The organism is Agrobacterium sp. 16-2014-1-2a, assembly GCF_053522705.1.
Window position 1 is genome coordinate 178,865 of record NZ_JBNWBX010000011.1, and the last position, 15,872, is coordinate 194,736.

The following is a 15,872-nucleotide window of genomic DNA, read 5'->3' on the forward strand; positions in this document are numbered from 1 at the left end:
ATGTTCAAGAAAAAAACCGCCGTTGCCGTCGTAGAGGTAAAACCCCAGGGCCAGCTTGAGTGGTACAGCGAAGTGCCACGTTCCATTCGCCTCCACAGTTCAATCGGTCTTGCCGTGCTGCTCGCCTCCTTCGGCGGTTTCGGGTACTGGGCCGGCACTGCACCGCTCTCCGCCGCCATCATTGCCCAGGGCAGCTTTGTCGCCACCGGCAACAACAAGGTCGTGCAGCATCTGGAGGGCGGCATCATCAAGGAAATGATGGTCAGCGAAGGCGACACCGTCAAGGAAGGCGACGTGCTTCTGACGCTCGACAAGACGACGGCGCTCGCCAACGAGCGCATGTTCCAGCTAAGACGCCTTCGCCTCGAAACCATCGTCACGCGCCTGCGCGCCGAGGCACAGGGCCAAAAAAGCTTCAAGGTGCCTGACATCGTCATGAAGGAAGCCAGCGATCCTGATATCAAATCCATCATCCAGAGCCAGAACATCGTGTTCCACAGCAAGATCGTGAAGCTCGACGAGCAACTGAATCTCATCGAAAAGAACATCAAGTCGCTGGAGTTTCGTTATGCGGGCTATGAGGGGCAGAAGCAGTCCTTCGACCGTCAACTGGCACTTCTGACCCAAGAGCGTGATTCCAAGGAAAGGCTTGCCAAGGACGGTGTCATCCGCAAGACTGACATGCTGGCGCTGGAGCGCGCCATTGCCGATGCCATGGGCGATATCGCCCGACTGACCGGCGAGATGAACCAGAGCGAGGCTGAAATCGCCAAGTTCAAGCAGGAAGCGGTCATTGCCATCAACGCCAACAAGCAGGCTGCTCTCGACGCGCTCGAAACCGCCGAAGCCGATCTGGACAGCGTGCGCGAGCAGGTGCGCGGTGCCGCCGAAGTGCTGGAACGCACAGTCATCCGCTCTCCGGTCAACGGTACCGTGGTGCGCGCCTATTACCACACGGCAGGCGGCGTCATCACCACCGGCAAGCCGATCATGGAAATCCTGCCCGCCCACGTTCCCCTGATCCTTGAGGCGCAGGTTCTGAGAACCTCCATCGACCAGTTGCATGAGGGCCAGACGGCAGCGATCCGCCTTTCGGCACTGAACCGCCGCACCACGCCTGTTCTGAACGGCAAGGTCTTTTACGTCTCCGCCGACAGCATCGAGGAAAATGCAGGCCTGCAGGTTAAGGACGTCTATATCGTGCGCGTGCAGGTTTCAGACGAGGAGATCGCGAAGGTCCATAATTTCCATCCCGTTCCCGGCATGCCGGCGGATGTCCTGATCCAGACTTCGGAGCGAACCTTCTTCGAATATCTTACCAAGCCTATCTCCGACAGCATGTCCCGAGCATTCAAGGAAAGATGAAGAAATACCGCTTTTCCAGGAAGGTTGGACGGCGGTTTTGTGTCTGGAAAATGCGGAACGCAGAATGGACCTACACTGTCAATCCCGTCCAGATCAGCATAGAATGCCAGTATATGTCTGGTGGGGCGGGAGAACAGCATGGCGGCAATGTCGGATATATTGCTGATGGTCGGCAGGCTGAATTACGTGTGGACCAACACCGAAAGCCTGATGATCTATCTGATCGTCCATCTCCTGAAAGTGGAGAAGGAAGCGGCCATCGTCGTGTTTCTGACGCTCAACACCACGCGCGCGCGCATGGATCTCATCGAGCGTCTGGCAAAACTTCCCTCAACGCCAGCGCCGGATCGCAAGACCATTCTCTCCATCATGGCGCGGCTCAAGAAAGAATCGAAAACGCGCAACAAATACAATCATTGCATCTACTCCTTCGACGAAAAGGGCGAAATTGCCAGCACTCAGCTCATGCGACTGGTGGAGGACGAAACCCAGGTCCGTTACGGCAAGGTAGAACGCATGGACGAGAAAGAAATCGAACACCTCGAAAAATCCATCGCCGACATCGTCTCTGTCAGCAAGGACATGTGGAGTTTCATCCACGCCAGCCCGCACGTCTCATCGGATTACCTCTAGGATCGGGCAGAGCGAATGCTCAGGCTCGCGTCTGTAACCGCACGCCAATCGCGGGATGAGTTTCGCTGTTCTGCGTGGCTTTCGCCGGAAGGCACAGTTTTCCGGCGGCGAAATACAGCAGGAACGAACCGATCTGGAATGGGAAGATGATATCGATCTCCACGAAGGAGCGGACGACGAACAGCGCGCAGATGGCAAAGAGAATGACGCCCTGCGGATCGCGCTGGCGCATCAGGACCGAGCGCAGATGGCCGAGCAGCGTTCCGTAAAGCACCATGCCGAGCAGAACCATGCCGACGATGCCATTCTCTACCACCGTCTCGATATAGGTGTTGTGAAAATGGAAGCCGCTGCGTCCGGTAATGAAGAAGTCGTTCCACAGGCGCTCGGCATCGGCAAAACCCACCACCCAGAACCCCTGGTAACCAACGCCGAGGATCGGTGTCTGCTTTGCCGCTTCGATGCCCTGCTGCCAGAGATAGGTGCGTCCTGTCAGTGTCGAATCCTTGCCGAAAAGGCCGAGAATGGCATCAAGCAAGCCGAACTGCAGGGACGCGACCACCAGCAATATGCCAATACCGCCGAGTGCGAAAAAGGTCATCTTGCGGTTGGCCGGTGAAAGCATGCCAATCGGGATGAAACCGATGATGAGGGCGACCACCGCCGCCGTGGTAATGGTGGATGTGGCCGATTGCGAAGCAATTAGGCTATAGGCCGATAAGAGCCCGGTGATGCCCGCGATCGGCAGCCAGATACCTCTTTGCTTGAGGATCAGCACGGACGAGACGGCGAAAATGACGCCGAGCGAGGCGTAAAAGCCAAGCTGGTTCTTCGATGAGAAAGCCCCGACAAAACTGTAGGTTCCATCAAGCGCATCGAAGAGGTGGACACCGAACAGCAGCGAATAGAGCAGAATGACGGTGATGCCGATCAACGCCCCACGTGTCAGCGTGCGGATGGACACCACCCGCATGGCGATAAGTGCGCAGACGATATGCGTCATATACTGGATGGAAGCGCGCATTGTGACCGATGCTGCCTCCGACCAGAAGCTCGACAGCACGGTCAGGATGCCGAAGGCGAATATCCACAGATAGCGCGGATAGTTACCCAGCACGCGCCGGTAATTGACCACTACCAGGGGCAGCCACATGCCATAATAGGCCAGAATCGAGATTTGCCCGAAACGCGACGAATAGGCGAAAACGAAGAATGACAGCGCAATCGCCGCCATTCCGTAGACCTCATTGCGTTCGGGATCGATCAGTGCCGATTTGGCGATCCGCATGAAAACCTCACTGCATCAGGATTTCGGACGAGACCTTGATGACGTCGCCTGGCTGGAGCATGGCGTTTTCATCCACCTTCACCTCCTTCGGCTTGCCGTTTTCCTCACGCACCACGACGTAGCTGATTGTCGCGGATTTTCCCGACGGATCGAAACGGATCGCCTCAGCCGATTGTGCGAGCGCCTCCGACATCAATTCCCGGCTTGTACCCAGTTGCAGATTGAGCTTGTCGAGTTCCGCCTCCGTGTCCTGCAATTCCTTGGAGCGCTGTGCCACCCAGTCATTGCGCAGGTTGATTTCATCCTGGGTCGCCTTGTTGATATCCTGCTTGGCACGCAATGACTGCGTGTCGATATCAAGCAGCGCGGCTTCCACCTCCGCTGCACGTTCTTCCGCGGAAATACGCCGTTGCGATAGTGCAAGGCCCTGCTCGTTCAGCCGGTTGACGCGGTCTCGGTCCTCATTGGCAAGCTCGAGCTGGCGGTTTTGCGTTTCCGATTTCTTTTTCAGCGATTCGACTTCGCTTTCCAGAAGCGCATGCAGATCCGTCAGTGCCTTGAGCTGCAAAGTGTAACGCTCGGTGCGCGATTTCATCAGCGCGCTTTCGCTGGCGAGAAGCGCGTCGATCTCGGCAATCTTTTCCATCTCCGGCGTCTTGGCGATGACCGTGTCACCCTTGACCTCGGCGATCAACCGCGCCTGACGGGCAAGCAGCCTTGCGCGCTGGTTGTCGTAAACGGCTGCGTCGCCGCGGGCATTTATGAAGTCGCGGGCAAAACGCTGCCCGGCATCGGAGCGCCGCAACCCGCCGGCAAGGCTTACCGCCTTCAACACCGTGAGATTGGCAGCATAGGGATATTCGCCGGGCGTCTGTACATCTCCGCTGAGGAAGATCGGCCGGAACTGGGCGATTTCGACAGAAGCCGACGGCAGGTTGCGAAGGGCGAACTTGCTCTGAAGCTGGGCTCCAATCGCCTCACCGACCTCTGCGGACGTCTTCCCCGCCACATCCAGCTGGCCGATGAAGGGCAGCGACAGCGCGCCGGATGGGCCGACGGAATAATCGCCGTTGATGACATCCCAGTTGCGGATGCTGCCATCGGCCGGCTGCCATTCGGCAACGCGGATGCGCAGCTTGTCGGCGGTGCCAAGCTTGTATTGAGCGCCTTCCGCAGCCATTGCGGAAAGCGGCGCTCCGAATGCGACGGATGCAACAAGCAGAAGGGCGGAGAAAGTGCGTCCGGCGGTTCTTTTTGCAAGCGGACGGCTAGCGACGGCAATAGGACCGTTCATCGGGAAACTCCCTGTTTGCGGATCGCCGCGCGGGCGATCAGGCGATAGAGCAGCCGGACGGTGCCGGCTGCACAGCGCCGCAAAAAGCGGCCATTATGATTTGCACCAATGACGCACCCAAAGACCGGACTTGGGATCCCGGTCAGGGTGCGTGGCAAAACAAAGATCGATAAAGCCAAACTCAATATCGGTTTTCAGTAGCTTCCGCGTGAAAGGCACACGGCGGGAATGGTCTTGACGATGATGAAGACGTCCTGTCGCATCGACCAGTTCTGCACATATTGCGTGTCGAAAGCCACGCGGGTCTTGTAGCTGACGTCATTGCGGCCGCTGATCTGCCAAAGGCCGGTCAGGCCCGGACGGGTGCTGAGGTAATAGGCGGCATCGCTTTCGTAGTAGCTCAGCTCCTCGTCGACGACGGGGCGCGGGCCAACGACGCTCATTTCGCCGCGGATGATGTTGAGAAGCTGCGGCAGCTCATCAAGGCTGAGCTTGCGCAGCACGGCACCAACTGCGGTTACGCGCGGATCATTCTTGAGTTTGCGGGTCGCACGCCATTCCTCGGCGGCCTCCGGATTGGCGGCAAGATATTGCCGCAACATTTCATCACCGTTCATCGCCATCGTCCTGAATTTCAGGCAATGGAAATAGCGGCCATTATGTCCCACACGCCGGTGCCCATAAAAGATCGGGCCGGGATCGGACAATTTCACCAGTGCGGCGATCAACAGAAAAATCGGGCTGAAGATGAGCAGCGCAAGCAGGGCCGATGTCATATCGAAGCTGCGTTTTGCGATGCCCCCGATAGGGAAACTGACATCGAAGTCTTCGGAACTGCTGAGTGTCTGTTCAGCCGATTGGGTCGCGGACTTCATAGAGAGAACTCCATTTATGTTTTGCGATTGGTCGGTGCCCGGAGGCGTGTCTTTCCGTCTAAAAGAGATAACAAGTCTGTGTTCTGAATTTGATGCTAATGGATTTTTTGTAAGGCACATTGCCCCTGACCGTCTATGCGATTTCTTGCGAGAGCGGCCGATCAACGTCAGGGCAATATTAACGGTTGCATAAAAAAGCAACAAATGTGCCGGCGGCCATGTGTTGAGAGCATGGGTGCCGCTCCCGCATGTATTGCGTTTTCGACAACAGATAGTCTTTTCTTATATGTTTCTTGTGACTTAATCAGGTGAGACAGGAACGCCAAGAACAGCCATGTGTCAGGAAGAATATTAAATTTTTTTGCAGCGCAGCAAGATTGTGGCAATGCATATAAAATTTGACATATTAACCGGGATTTTTTTGCCGGCACGCCAACTTCGCCAAGAAAAAGCGATGGAAAAATTGCAAAAGCGGCGCAAAAGCGGCAAAATAATGGCAGGAACCCGTATCAAAGTTCGGTCGGATCGTAGAAAATCTCTCCGGCTGGACCAAATTATCTCCGGCTGGAACGGTCCGACCACCATTCCGGCGTGACTTTACCCGAAAGCCATAGAATCAGAAGGTGGGTGGTGTGCAGGCGCTGATGACCTCGCACGGCACTGGACCAACGCAGCGGAAGCGGTGCGGCCTGCGGCTTTCGAAATAATAGGCATCCCCCGGACCGAGAACCCGCCGCTCCTCGTCGACCGTCACCTCCAGACGCCCGGAGAGGATGATACCCCCCTCTTCTCCATCGTGGACCAGTGGCACCTTGCCGGTATCGGCACCCGGCTGGTAACATTCCTTCAAGATTTGCAGGCTGCGGCCGAAAACATTTTCGCCCACCTGCCGGAAGGATATCGGTCCTTTGCCGATTTCGACAAGTTCATCCGCGCGGTAAAATGCCTTGCGGCTGGTCTCCGGCTCGTAGGCGAAAAATTCGGCAAGGCCGATCGGTATACCGTCGAGAATGCGCTTCAGCGCGCCGACGGACGGGTTGGAGGTGTTGGATTCGATCAGGGAAATCGTCGAATTGGTAACACCAGCACGTCTTGCCAGTTCACGCTGGGAAATATTGTGACGCAGCCGCAAATGGCGCAAACGCCCGCCTATATCCACCGACATGCGTGATCCCCCGTTGCCGTTGTTCGAAATATCGAAAACTACCTTTCCCGCCTATAACATTTTCAATGACTTGGCCACAGCGAGAAAAGGGCTTGTTCAGCCCGGAAAATAGCTTTCAATCACCGGCACCGAACAGGAGAACCGTTATGGACAACCCCAACCGATCCAACTCCACCTCACTCGACAGCTACTGGATGCCATTCACCGCCAACCGGCAGTTCAAGGCCAATCCCCGCCTGCTGACGAGCGCGGAGGGCATGTATTACACCAGCAATGACGGTCGTCAGGTTCTCGACGGCACAGCTGGCCTGTGGTGCGTCAATGTCGGCCATGGCCGCCACCAGATTGCATCCGCCGTCAAACACCAGCTTTCGACCATGGATTATGCGCCCTCGTTTCAGATGGGCCATCCCGTCGCCTTCGAATTCGCCGAGCGGCTGGCGGAAATCGCGCCCGGCCCGGAAGGCGCGAAGCTCGACCGCGTTTTCTACACCGGCTCGGGTTCTGAATCAGTCGATACGGCGCTGAAGATTGCCATCGCTTATCAGCGCGCCATTGGTCAGGGCACCCGCAGCCGTCTGATCGGCCGTGAGCGCGGTTATCATGGCGTCGGTTTCGGCGGCATCTCCGTTGGTGGCCTTGTCAACAACCGCCGTGTTTTTCCGCAAATCCCGGCCGACCACCTGCGTCACACCCACGATTTGGCGAAAAACAGCTTCGTAAAGGGCCAGCCCGAGCATGGTGCCGAACTGGCAGACGATCTGGAACGGCTGGTTGCTCTGCATGGGGCCGAAACAATCGCCGCCTGTATCGTTGAACCCGTAGCCGGCTCCACCGGCGTGCTGGTGCCGCCGAAGGGTTATCTGGAGCGCCTGCGGGCCATCTGCGACAAGCACGGCATTCTGTTGATCTTCGATGAGGTTATCACCGGTTTCGGCCGTATGGGCTCGTCCTTTGCCAGCAACTACTTCGGCGTGACGCCTGACATCGTTACCACCGCCAAGGGGCTGACCAACGGCGCAATCCCGATGGGTGCGGTTTTTACCAGCCGCAAGGTGCACGATGCGTTGATGCATGGGCCGGACAACCAGATAGAGCTGTTCCACGGCTATACCTATTCCGGACATCCGGTTGCCTGCGCCGCCGGCATCGCCACGCTCAACATCTACCGCGACGAAGGGCTGTTTACCCGCGCGGCAGAAATGCAGGATGTCTGGCACGACGCCATCCATTCGCTGAAGGGCCTGCCCAATGTCATCGACATCCGCACCATCGGCTTCATCGCCGGCATCGAGCTGCAATCGCGTGATGGAGCTATCGGCGCACGCGCCTATGACGTTTTCGTGGATTGCTTCGAGCGCGGTCTGCTCATTCGCGTCACGGGCGATATCATTGCCCTTTCGCCGCCGCTTATCGCCGAAAAATCACATTTCGACGATATCGTCTCGATCTTGGGCGACGCGCTGAAAAGAGCGGATTAAAAGTATAAATCACTAATAAATAAAAGGCTGCAATTTCTATTGCAGCCTTTTTTGCATTTATCAAGACCGCAACAAAAATAGATCATTTCTTAAGCATATTCTATTAATTTCCCGTAGTATAACCAACCGAGCGGGAATGGCCTCATGGCGTCGATTCAGAAAAAAATTATATTTGCAAGCATTGCAATCTTTTCCATCACCGGAAGCGCGGCGGGGGTCGGTATCTGGGCGACGCATACGCTCAATCGCAATAGTACGGATGTATCGCGGTCCGCCGAGATACTTCACAATCATATGCGAGCCGACATGATGCACGATGCGCTGCGCTCAGACGTGCTGGCAGCCATTCTTTCCACGAATGATACGATGGGCCTGTCGTTCGACGCGGTAAAGGCCGACCTTGCCGAACATGAAGCCACTTTCCTTGAAGCATTGAAGCTAAACAAGGCGCTTACCGAAGGTACGAACGCCAAAGCCGTTATCGAGAGCGTTGAAAAACCGCTTCAGTCCTATCTTGAAAGCGCCAAAACGGTGGTTGGCCTCGTCAACGCCGATCCGGGCGCGGCGACAAAAATGATTCCGGACTTCATGCGCCAGTTCACCACTCTCGAAACCGCGATGGAAACGGCGAGCGAACAGATCGACGCGCTTTCCGAAGCAACTGTCGCGGAAAGCCAGGAGACGAAGGCGGTAATCGAGCTCGTATTAGAAGGGCTGCTGGTTCTGGCGACACTCTTCTGCGTAGGCCTCTTTATCCTCACCCGCAAAACGGTAACGGGTCCAATCCTGCGCCTGTCGAAGACGATGGAAATCCTTGCCAGCGGCGACACGTCACAGCCTCCTTCCGGCATGGACCGGAAGGATGAGATCGGCTCCATGTCCGGCGCGGTCGAAATATTCCGGCAGGCGGCGATTGCCAATCGGGCGCTCGAAGAACAGGCAGCAGCAGCCAGACTGCAGGCAGAAGCCGATCAGGCGGCCGCGCGACAGCAAGCGGAGGACGATGCGTCTGAGCGGCTGCGCATCGCCACTTCCGGCCTTGCGACAGGACTGAAGCGGCTGGCATCGGGCGATCTGGCCTTTCAGCTCGATCAGGCCTTTGCCCCTCAATTCGAGGCCTTGCGTCACGATTTCAACAGCTCAGTGCGTCAACTCGGCGAAACGCTGTTCGCCATTTCCGATGGCATCAGCACGATTGACGGCAGCAGCCGGGAAATCGCCGCAGGTGCCGGCGATCTTTCCCGCCGCACGGAAAATCAGGCAGCGTCTCTGGAACAGACCGCAGCAGCGCTCGATGAAATCACGGTCAATGTTTCAAACGCCAACAAGCGTGCCGCCGAAGCGCGGCTCGCCGCCACCGATGCCAACCACAGCGCACTGAAATCTGTGGAGGTTGTCAGCCATGCGGAAGAGGCGATGCGCCGCATCGAAACCTCGTCCCGGCAGATCACCGGCATCGTCGGCGCCATAGACGAGATCGCCTTCCAGACAAATCTTCTGGCGTTGAATGCAGGCGTGGAAGCCGCACGCGCCGGTGAAGCCGGCAAGGGATTTGCGGTAGTGGCGCAGGAAGTGCGCGATCTCGCCCAGCGCGCAGCAAAGGCCGCAGGCGAAATCCGCGATCATATCCGGCAATCCTCGACGGAAGTGGAAAGCGGCGTGAAACTGGTTCTCGACACCGGCACGGCGCTGAAGGAGATTGGCGAGCGTATCGCCGGCATCGATCGCCATATGAACGCCATCGCCACATCGGCGACCGAACAATCGACCGGTCTTGCCGAAATCAACGCGGCGGTAAACTCCATGGATCACGCCACCCAGCAAAATGCGGCCATGGTGGAGCAGTCCACCGCGGCTTCTGCAATGCTCGCCGCCGAAACGGCAAAGCTGCGCTCGCTTGTATCGCGGTTCCGTCTGGAAATGGAAAGTGCCGGTAGCCGCGACGTTACCCGTCGCGTTGCCTGAGGTTGCTGCCGCAGATCGAGCCGGCAGCAGCAGTATCGAAGCGCTTTGATTGCGCCTTCATTCATTAGCCATTTCCAGCCGCCCTCTCAGGCGGCTGGAAATTTTGTCTATCAATAGGTCTGCATTGGTTGCGACAGGCCGTCGCCGACCACGCCGCCGCCATACTGCGCCACGGGCACGCCCGCCTGCCCGATAGGAACACCCTGCTGTGCCGGCCCGAGCGCCGTCACCACAATCGGCGTACCATCAGGCACACGGTTATAGAGGTCGACAATATCCTGGTTCAGCAGACGCACGCAGCCGGAGGAAACCGACTTGCCGATCGTCCACCATTCCGGCGAGCCGTGCAGACGGTAGATCGTGTCCTTGCCGTCCTTGAAGATATAAAGTGCACGCGCACCGAGCGGGTTCTTGAGGCCCGGCTCCATGCCGCCATTGCGGCCGCTATAGGGTTCCAGCTCAGGCTGGCGGGCAATCATCTCGTCGGGCGGCGTCCAGCGCGGCCATTGACGCTTGTACTGGATAACGCCGCGTCCGGCCCATTCGAAGCCCGCGCGGCCGAGACCGACGCCATAACGCATGGCCTGGTTGTTCTCGTAGGTGAGATAAAGGAAATGGTTGGCGGTATCGACCACAATGATGCCGGGACGCTCACCGGTGGGATTTTCCACCATTTGACGCAGGAACTGGCGCGGGATCCGCTTGTAGGGAATTTCCGGCAACGGAAACTGCTCGTCGGGCTTCGGACCGTACATCAAGGCATACATCGGGTCGTCGGCGGGGGCTGGTGGCCGTGTGGCCTCACGCGCGGTGGTGTTACAGCCTGCAAGGCCGGCCAGCGCTAATCCGCCCGCTCCAAGCAGGAAACCTCGCCGGGTCGTTGTCGTGTCGTTCAATTGAAAAACCTCATCTGCGTCATCTTGCGCTGGCAAAGGGATCTGCCAGCGCCGCCTCGGGGCGGCTTATAGGGTACTTCGTGCCGGAGACCTGCGATGCCATGGCCTTTGCGCCACTGGATTTCAGGATGGCACGGAAGCTTGGGTGCATGCCGCCGTCTACATACGCGCTGACCGGGGCAGAAGTTCCCTCGTTCATCGCGGCGGCAAATTTCTGTTGCTCTTCGGCCATTTTCGACGCCACCAAGGGGTCCGGCTGGTTTATCGCAGGTGGGCAGGCCGCCAGCGGATCGGCAGGCTCACCGCCGGCAAATTCGCTGTTAAAAACGTATCGCCGGCCGCAAACGGAAACCTTTGGCTGGCGGCGCGTCACCTCGAAATAGTCATAGCCTTCCTTGAGCGTCTTCCAGAAGGGCATATTGGGATCGTCCCGATTCGCCACCATGTTCCGCGCGCTCATGCGGAAGGGATAGGCCTGAACCTGAAAGCGGTCCTGCCCGCCCTGCAGTGCGCGCGCCACGACCGCATAAATCTCGCCGACCTGTTGATCGGTCATCGCGTAACAGCCCGACGAAGAACAGGCGCCATGCACCATCAACGCTTCGCCGGTGTAACCAAGCGCCGATTCCAGCCGGTTGGGATAGCCGAGATTGAAGGAGACGTAATATTGCGAATTGGGGTTCAGCATGCCTGCGGAGACATGATAAAATCCTTCCGGCGCCTGCCGGTCGCCCGTCTTCGTCTTCGGGCCAAGTTTTCCGGACCAGCGGCACATGGGATAGGTCTTGAGCAGCGCATAATTACCGGTCTTGTCGATCTTCCAGACCTCAAGCTCGCTTTCCTGCTTGAAAATGCGAACGAGAACCGGGCTTTCCGGGCGCATGCTCTTGGCAGACATCTGCGCCATCATCTTGGATGACAGCTTCGGCGGGTCCTTTTTGACGCTGTCGAGACCCATTGAGGTGCACGCGGCGAGACCGCTGCCGATCGCGACGACCGCAGCTATTCTCATTCCCGCTTTTACCCTGCGCCGCAGCCCCGCACTTGCGAAGTTCAGCAATGCATTCATACCCATGGATCGTTCTGCCCGCCCGATTTGCCCGCCTTTGTGGCAGAGGCTTAACTAGCGAAGGTGGCCATATGGCGGCAACCTCCCGCAAGGACAAAGTCTCGTGAACAGACGTTACCCATTCGTTAATCATACGCACACAAGCCTGTGATGGAACTGCCGCTACCGAAGAAGCCCCTGCCCGCCATCGATCCATACCGGCGTTCCGGTGATATGGCGCGACTGGTCCGATGCCAGAAAACCGATCAATGCAGCAACATCCTCGCTCGTCCCTGCAACCCCGCCGGTGACCGGAATGTCACCCGCCGGGAAACGGACTGGCACTTCGGTCCTGTCGCGCCCGCGTATGTCCGTATTTTCGTCAATCGCCGTTTCAATTTCGCCCGGACACACCGCGTTGACACGGATGCGATGACGCCCGAGCTCCAGCGCCAGTTGCTGGGCCATGGCAAGCTGCCCGGCCTTCGTCACCGAATAGGCGGTAGCGCCCGGCGAGTTGAAAGTGCGTGTGCCGTTGATGGAAGAGACGATGATGATGGAGCCGCCACCTGCCGCCTTCAGATGCGGCACACTGGCATGGATAGTGAGATAGGTGCCTCGCAGGTTGATGCGGATCGTATCGTCCCACTCCGAAGGCGTCAGCTCGTCAATCGGTGCCCAGACGCCGTTGACGCCCGCATTGGCCACCACGACATCCAGACGGCCGACAGCATCCACAAGCTCTGCAACGGAGTGTCGCATAGCTGCCTCTTCCGCCACATCGGCGACGAGGACCTTAGAAGCGCCGGATAAGGCGGAAATCTCATTTTTCACTGCCTGCAATTCAGATTCGGTACGGCCGAGAAGGCCTACGGAAAAGCCTTCGGCAGCCAGATGAAGGGCAGCAGCCCGGCCAATGCCGGAGCCAGCGCCGGTGACGAGGGCGACTTTACCATTGGCCAAGGTCACAGCCCTCCTTTTCTCGACGCGATCGAGGTGACCGTTGCCGAGACGGGGTCGCTCGCCGGAAAACTGTCTTCCAGCCCCTCTTCCAGTTCCTCTTCAAGAATGTCGCGATCCTTCGATGTGCGGGCGCTCGCCTGACCGTGCGGGACTCGATCCTGCGCCGTGCCGAGAGCGGAAAACTGCGACGGCGCATCGGCACCTTGACGCGTTCCGAATGCCGTCAGTTGAACCATCACCGCGCTTGCGCGTTTGATGGCCTCCGCATCGTCGATGCCATCAAGACCGTCGGCAAGGCGGACCGAGACCTGATCGCCGTCGCTGCCGACAAATTCCACGGAAATCACTCCGTTATCCCGTTTTACATAGGTCGTAGAAAGTTGCATGACATGCCCTCCGATTTGAAAAAGCATCGGCGTAATCCGATGCGACAACACACTGAAACCTGAATTCACAACGATGGCAGAGCAGAAGGGGTTCCAGATGGATCAGGCCTTGGGCCCGGAAATGCAGGAGCGCTTCTTTCAGCGCGATCCCGTTGACGTTGCCCGCGCCCTCATCGGCGTGGAATTCCGCGTTGGCAATACCGGCGGCATTATCGTGGAAACCGAAGCCTATCATCCTGATGATCCGGCATCCCATAGTTTCAATGGGCAGACCCCGCGCACCAAGGCGATGTTCGGCCCGGCCGGCCGTCTCTATGTCTACCGGTCCTACGGCATTCACTGGTGCGCAAACTTCGTATGCGCTCCGGGCTCCGCCGTGCTTCTGCGCGCCATCGAACCCCTCACCGGCATAGACATGATGAAACTGCGGCGAGGAACTGACAAACTGAAACTGTTATGTTCCGGCCCCGGCAGGCTTTGTCAGGCCTTGGCCATTACCGGAGAAATGGACGGAGCACCGCTGGACCGCCCGCCGTTTTTCCTACGTCTGCCAAAGGACGCCGCTGCCGTTACCACCGGCAGACGCATCGGCATAAGCCGCGCGCAGGACTATCCTTGGCGCTTCGGGCTTGAAGGCTCGGCCTTCCTCAGCAGGAAATTCGAACAAGCCTGAAACCTAAAAGACCTTGGGCGGTCCGTCGTTTTCATCTGGATTGGGGTTTGGCGCCTCGTCCGGCAGCCTGTCGGGCTCCGGCTCTTTGACCGGCGGTATATCCGGCTGTGGCGGCACCGGCATTGGCGGGTCTGGATAGGGTTCAACGGGAACAGTTGGCATTGCAGCTCCTGGATATAAGCGCTTCGTCCAATGCGGAATCGAAATGCGCTTTCATCTGCTGAGACAACGCGAGCGCGCGGCCCCTCCTCAGGCGGCGCAACACCCAATTCGCCCATCGGTCAAATGCCGATCAGGTCCCTTCGGTTTCATTGCGCCGCCCTGCGGATTGTACAGGGCAAACGCAGGAAAACGCCGGTCAGTTCCGTTTTTTTGGGAAGCTTTTGCGAGTGGTCAGGCGAAACCCAGCGAGCTGCGGGAAATATCGCGGTTTTCGCAATAGTCGCGGGAGTGGGCCTCATGGCCGTGTTCGCGAGCGGTGGAACGGGTCAGTTCCGGGCTGGGTACGTTGAGCAGCGCATCGGCATAGGTACCGGTTGCCTCCACATCATCGATCACAGTCTGTTGTTGCGGCTTTAAAAATTCAAACATCGGTCACCTCCTTCAACACGTCCCCTCAACGCGCTGGCCCAGGTCCTGTTCCAAAAGGCCTGTGCAGCTTCGATTATACACGAGATGACGCTGCCGTATAGGCGATGAAAGACGAACGGCAATCAATTGACGTTCACAAAATGGAATGGAATCAGTGAGCTATGGCGACGAGGTCAGGCTGGACCGACCGATTCCCGCAAGATCAGTTCGACCGGCCACAATTCCTGAACCTCGCGGACGGGACGGCCGCCGACGATCTGCAGAAGCAGGTCCGTAACCCGCATGCCAGCCATGCGCATGGGCGAGCGGGTGGTGGAAAGCGGCGGCATCATGCTTTCCGGAGTGAGGTAAGGAAACACGTCGTCATGGGCGATGACGGATACGTCCTTGCCGATCACCAATCCCAGTTGGGTTGCCGCGCGATAGACGCCCTGCGCCGTCATCATCGCGCCGGCGACGAAGGCGGTCGGGCGCGGCGTCTGCTCCAGCAGCGAGCGGGCGAAACGGAAGGCGGCATCTTCGCTGAAATGCTCGCTCATCATGAGGCGCGGATCAGGCGTGATGCCATGGGTCGCGAGCGCATCACGAAAACCCTGTTCGCGGTCCTGCACGAATGTACGGCCTGTCGGGCCGTTGATCATCGCGATGCGACGGTGGCCACGTTCCAGAAAATGGATTGTCGGACGATACGTCACATCATGATTGTCGATATCGAGCCAGGCGTGCTCGAACGCCGTCTTCGAGCGGCCATGCACGATGAAAGGCACGCCCAGCCGATTGAGCAGCGCGATGCGCTCGTCCTCCGGACGCGGCGAATGCACGATTATGCCATCCACCCGTCCGCTCGACGCCAGCCGGCTGAAAATCGCGAGCTCTTCCTCAATGTTATTGTCGACGGTGACGCTGACGAGAATGTCGGTCTCTTCGCCTTCCAGCCGCGTCGCCATGCCGCCCATGAATTCCGAAAAGAAATGCCCGCCGCCCGAACGGCCCATCACGACACCGATGGCGCCGGCCCTGCCTGTTGCCAGCCTGACCGCGTTGGCATTGGGCCGGTAGCCGTATTTCAGCGCAGCATCCATCACCCGCTGGCGCGTCTCTTCACGCACCTCGGGATAGCCGCCAAGCGCACGGCTGACGGTGGTGGGCGACAGCCCGACCTTTTCTGCGAATTCCTTGAGCTTCATGTTTTCTGCCAATTTGCTCCTGCATGCGTCGCCGCCGCAGATTTTTCAAGCGGACAAAAATT

At 58.3% G+C, this 15,872-nt stretch carries 17 protein-coding genes; 6 read left to right on the forward strand and 11 right to left on the reverse strand.

Translation table 11 applies throughout. The features are described 5' to 3' along the window. Together ACQZ45_RS24645 and ACQZ45_RS24650 are read left to right on the forward strand one after the other, a co-directional pair. Positions 1-1,365 (forward strand): HlyD family type I secretion periplasmic adaptor subunit, encoded by a 1,365-nt coding sequence (locus tag ACQZ45_RS24645; RefSeq protein WP_112391227.1) that lies wholly within the window; start codon positions 1-3, stop codon positions 1,363-1,365. A gap of 138 nt (positions 1,366-1,503) precedes the next feature. Then, on the forward strand, positions 1,504-1,998 hold the full coding sequence (locus tag ACQZ45_RS24650; RefSeq protein ID WP_013761578.1) for a hypothetical protein: 495 nt from the start codon (positions 1,504-1,506) through the stop codon (positions 1,996-1,998). 19 nt (positions 1,999-2,017) lie between these two features. On the opposite strand, the gene ACQZ45_RS24655 is transcribed toward ACQZ45_RS24650, so the two are convergent. From ACQZ45_RS24655 to ACQZ45_RS24665, 3 genes are all read right to left on the reverse strand, one after another. After that, positions 2,018-3,286: an O-antigen ligase family protein gene (locus ACQZ45_RS24655; RefSeq protein WP_003510903.1), complete on the reverse strand. Its 1,269-nt coding sequence runs from the start codon at positions 3,284-3,286 to the stop codon at positions 2,018-2,020. Positions 3,287-3,293: 7 nt separating this feature from the next. Continuing rightward, positions 3,294-4,580 carry a polysaccharide biosynthesis/export family protein gene (locus ACQZ45_RS24660; RefSeq protein WP_013761580.1) on the reverse strand — a complete coding sequence of 429 codons (1,287 nt, stop codon included), beginning with the start codon at positions 4,578-4,580 and terminating at the stop codon, positions 3,294-3,296. A 194-nt stretch (positions 4,581-4,774) separates the two neighbouring features. After that, entirely contained in the window at positions 4,775-5,455 is a 681-nt protein-coding gene (locus ACQZ45_RS24665; RefSeq protein WP_003510909.1) for a sugar transferase, read from the reverse strand. A 385-nt stretch (positions 5,456-5,840) separates the two neighbouring features. On the opposite strand from ACQZ45_RS24665, the gene ACQZ45_RS24670 reads away from it, so the two are divergent. Beyond that, positions 5,841-6,050 (forward strand): hypothetical protein, encoded by a 210-nt coding sequence (locus ACQZ45_RS24670; RefSeq protein WP_149916022.1) that lies wholly within the window; start codon positions 5,841-5,843, stop codon positions 6,048-6,050. 21 nt (positions 6,051-6,071) lie between these two features. Here the strand turns inward: ACQZ45_RS24670 and ACQZ45_RS24675 are convergent, their stop codons facing one another. Continuing rightward, on the reverse strand, positions 6,072-6,620 hold the full coding sequence (locus ACQZ45_RS24675; protein WP_003510910.1) for a cupin domain-containing protein: 549 nt from the start codon (positions 6,618-6,620) through the stop codon (positions 6,072-6,074). A gap of 146 nt (positions 6,621-6,766) precedes the next feature. On the opposite strand from ACQZ45_RS24675, the gene aptA reads away from it, so the two are divergent. Together aptA and ACQZ45_RS24685 are read left to right on the forward strand one after the other, a co-directional pair. Continuing rightward, the gene (gene aptA, locus ACQZ45_RS24680) at positions 6,767-8,101 is read left to right on the forward strand and encodes an omega-aminotransferase AptA (protein WP_003510911.1); all 1,335 of its coding nucleotides are present in this window, start codon (positions 6,767-6,769) and stop codon (positions 8,099-8,101) included. Between the two features lie 144 nt (positions 8,102-8,245). Continuing rightward, a complete protein-coding gene (locus tag ACQZ45_RS24685) occupies positions 8,246-10,066 on the forward strand; it encodes a methyl-accepting chemotaxis protein (protein ID WP_113291566.1) in 1,821 nt (606 codons plus the stop codon). A 110-nt stretch (positions 10,067-10,176) separates the two neighbouring features. Here the strand turns inward: ACQZ45_RS24685 and ACQZ45_RS24690 are convergent, their stop codons facing one another. The 4 genes from ACQZ45_RS24690 to ACQZ45_RS24705 form a co-directional block, all read right to left on the reverse strand. Then, positions 10,177-10,962, reverse strand: coding sequence for a L,D-transpeptidase (locus ACQZ45_RS24690; protein WP_025595664.1), 786 nt, complete (start codon positions 10,960-10,962; stop codon positions 10,177-10,179). Positions 10,963-10,981: 19 nt separating this feature from the next. After that, the gene (locus tag ACQZ45_RS24695; RefSeq protein WP_013761584.1) at positions 10,982-12,037 is read right to left on the reverse strand and encodes a L,D-transpeptidase family protein; all 1,056 of its coding nucleotides are present in this window, start codon (positions 12,035-12,037) and stop codon (positions 10,982-10,984) included. A gap of 156 nt (positions 12,038-12,193) precedes the next feature. Further along, the gene (locus ACQZ45_RS24700) at positions 12,194-12,979 is read right to left on the reverse strand and encodes an SDR family oxidoreductase (protein WP_112192071.1); all 786 of its coding nucleotides are present in this window, start codon (positions 12,977-12,979) and stop codon (positions 12,194-12,196) included. After that, on the reverse strand, positions 12,976-13,359 hold the full coding sequence (locus tag ACQZ45_RS24705) for a hypothetical protein (RefSeq protein WP_162685974.1): 384 nt from the start codon (positions 13,357-13,359) through the stop codon (positions 12,976-12,978). The genes ACQZ45_RS24700 and ACQZ45_RS24705 overlap by 4 nt, the downstream gene beginning before the upstream one ends. 97 nt (positions 13,360-13,456) lie before the next feature. Between ACQZ45_RS24705 and ACQZ45_RS24710 the strand changes: the two genes are divergently transcribed. Beyond that, complete coding sequence (locus ACQZ45_RS24710) at positions 13,457-14,032, forward strand: DNA-3-methyladenine glycosylase (RefSeq protein WP_112192102.1); 576 nt, start codon at positions 13,457-13,459, stop codon at positions 14,030-14,032. Positions 14,033-14,035: 3 nt separating this feature from the next. Here ACQZ45_RS24710 and ACQZ45_RS24715 read toward each other — a convergent pair whose 3' ends face one another. The 3 genes from ACQZ45_RS24715 to ACQZ45_RS24725 form a co-directional block, all read right to left on the reverse strand. Then, positions 14,036-14,194, reverse strand: a complete 159-nt coding sequence (locus ACQZ45_RS24715) for a hypothetical protein (RefSeq protein ID WP_112192072.1) — start codon at positions 14,192-14,194, stop codon at positions 14,036-14,038. A 231-nt stretch (positions 14,195-14,425) separates the two neighbouring features. Then, on the reverse strand, positions 14,426-14,623 hold the full coding sequence (locus ACQZ45_RS24720) for a hypothetical protein (protein WP_003510923.1): 198 nt from the start codon (positions 14,621-14,623) through the stop codon (positions 14,426-14,428). Positions 14,624-14,796: 173 nt separating this feature from the next. Then, positions 14,797-15,810, reverse strand: coding sequence for a substrate-binding domain-containing protein (locus ACQZ45_RS24725; protein ID WP_003510924.1), 1,014 nt, complete (start codon positions 15,808-15,810; stop codon positions 14,797-14,799). Positions 15,811-15,872 lie beyond the last annotated feature (62 nt).

What these genes read in the sequence shown, in the direction of transcription:
- ACQZ45_RS24685 (WP_113291566.1), top strand. Translation starts at nt 8,246, where the DNA reads ATGGCGTCGATTCAGAAAAAAATTATATTTGCAAGCATTGCAATCTTT.
- ACQZ45_RS24710 (WP_112192102.1), top strand. Translation starts at nt 13,457, where the DNA reads ATGGATCAGGCCTTGGGCCCGGAAATGCAGGAGCGCTTCTTTCAGCGC.
- ACQZ45_RS24705 (WP_162685974.1), bottom strand. Translation starts at nt 13,359, where the DNA reads ATGCAACTTTCTACGACCTATGTAAAACGGGATAACGGAGTGATTTCC.
- ACQZ45_RS24675 (WP_003510910.1), bottom strand. Translation starts at nt 6,620, where the DNA reads ATGTCGGTGGATATAGGCGGGCGTTTGCGCCATTTGCGGCTGCGTCAC.
- ACQZ45_RS24720 (WP_003510923.1), bottom strand. Translation starts at nt 14,623, where the DNA reads ATGTTTGAATTTTTAAAGCCGCAACAACAGACTGTGATCGATGATGTG.
- ACQZ45_RS24665 (WP_003510909.1), bottom strand. Translation starts at nt 5,455, where the DNA reads ATGAAGTCCGCGACCCAATCGGCTGAACAGACACTCAGCAGTTCCGAA.
- ACQZ45_RS24725 (WP_003510924.1), bottom strand. Translation starts at nt 15,810, where the DNA reads ATGAAGCTCAAGGAATTCGCAGAAAAGGTCGGGCTGTCGCCCACCACC.
- ACQZ45_RS24695 (WP_013761584.1), bottom strand. Translation starts at nt 12,037, where the DNA reads ATGGGTATGAATGCATTGCTGAACTTCGCAAGTGCGGGGCTGCGGCGC.
- aptA (WP_003510911.1), top strand. Translation starts at nt 6,767, where the DNA reads ATGGACAACCCCAACCGATCCAACTCCACCTCACTCGACAGCTACTGG.
- ACQZ45_RS24655 (WP_003510903.1), bottom strand. Translation starts at nt 3,286, where the DNA reads ATGCGGATCGCCAAATCGGCACTGATCGATCCCGAACGCAATGAGGTC.
- ACQZ45_RS24660 (WP_013761580.1), bottom strand. Translation starts at nt 4,580, where the DNA reads ATGAACGGTCCTATTGCCGTCGCTAGCCGTCCGCTTGCAAAAAGAACC.
- ACQZ45_RS24670 (WP_149916022.1), top strand. Translation starts at nt 5,841, where the DNA reads ATGCATATAAAATTTGACATATTAACCGGGATTTTTTTGCCGGCACGC.
- ACQZ45_RS24645 (WP_112391227.1), top strand. Translation starts at nt 1, where the DNA reads ATGTTCAAGAAAAAAACCGCCGTTGCCGTCGTAGAGGTAAAACCCCAG.
- ACQZ45_RS24650 (WP_013761578.1), top strand. Translation starts at nt 1,504, where the DNA reads ATGGCGGCAATGTCGGATATATTGCTGATGGTCGGCAGGCTGAATTAC.
- ACQZ45_RS24715 (WP_112192072.1), bottom strand. Translation starts at nt 14,194, where the DNA reads ATGCCAACTGTTCCCGTTGAACCCTATCCAGACCCGCCAATGCCGGTG.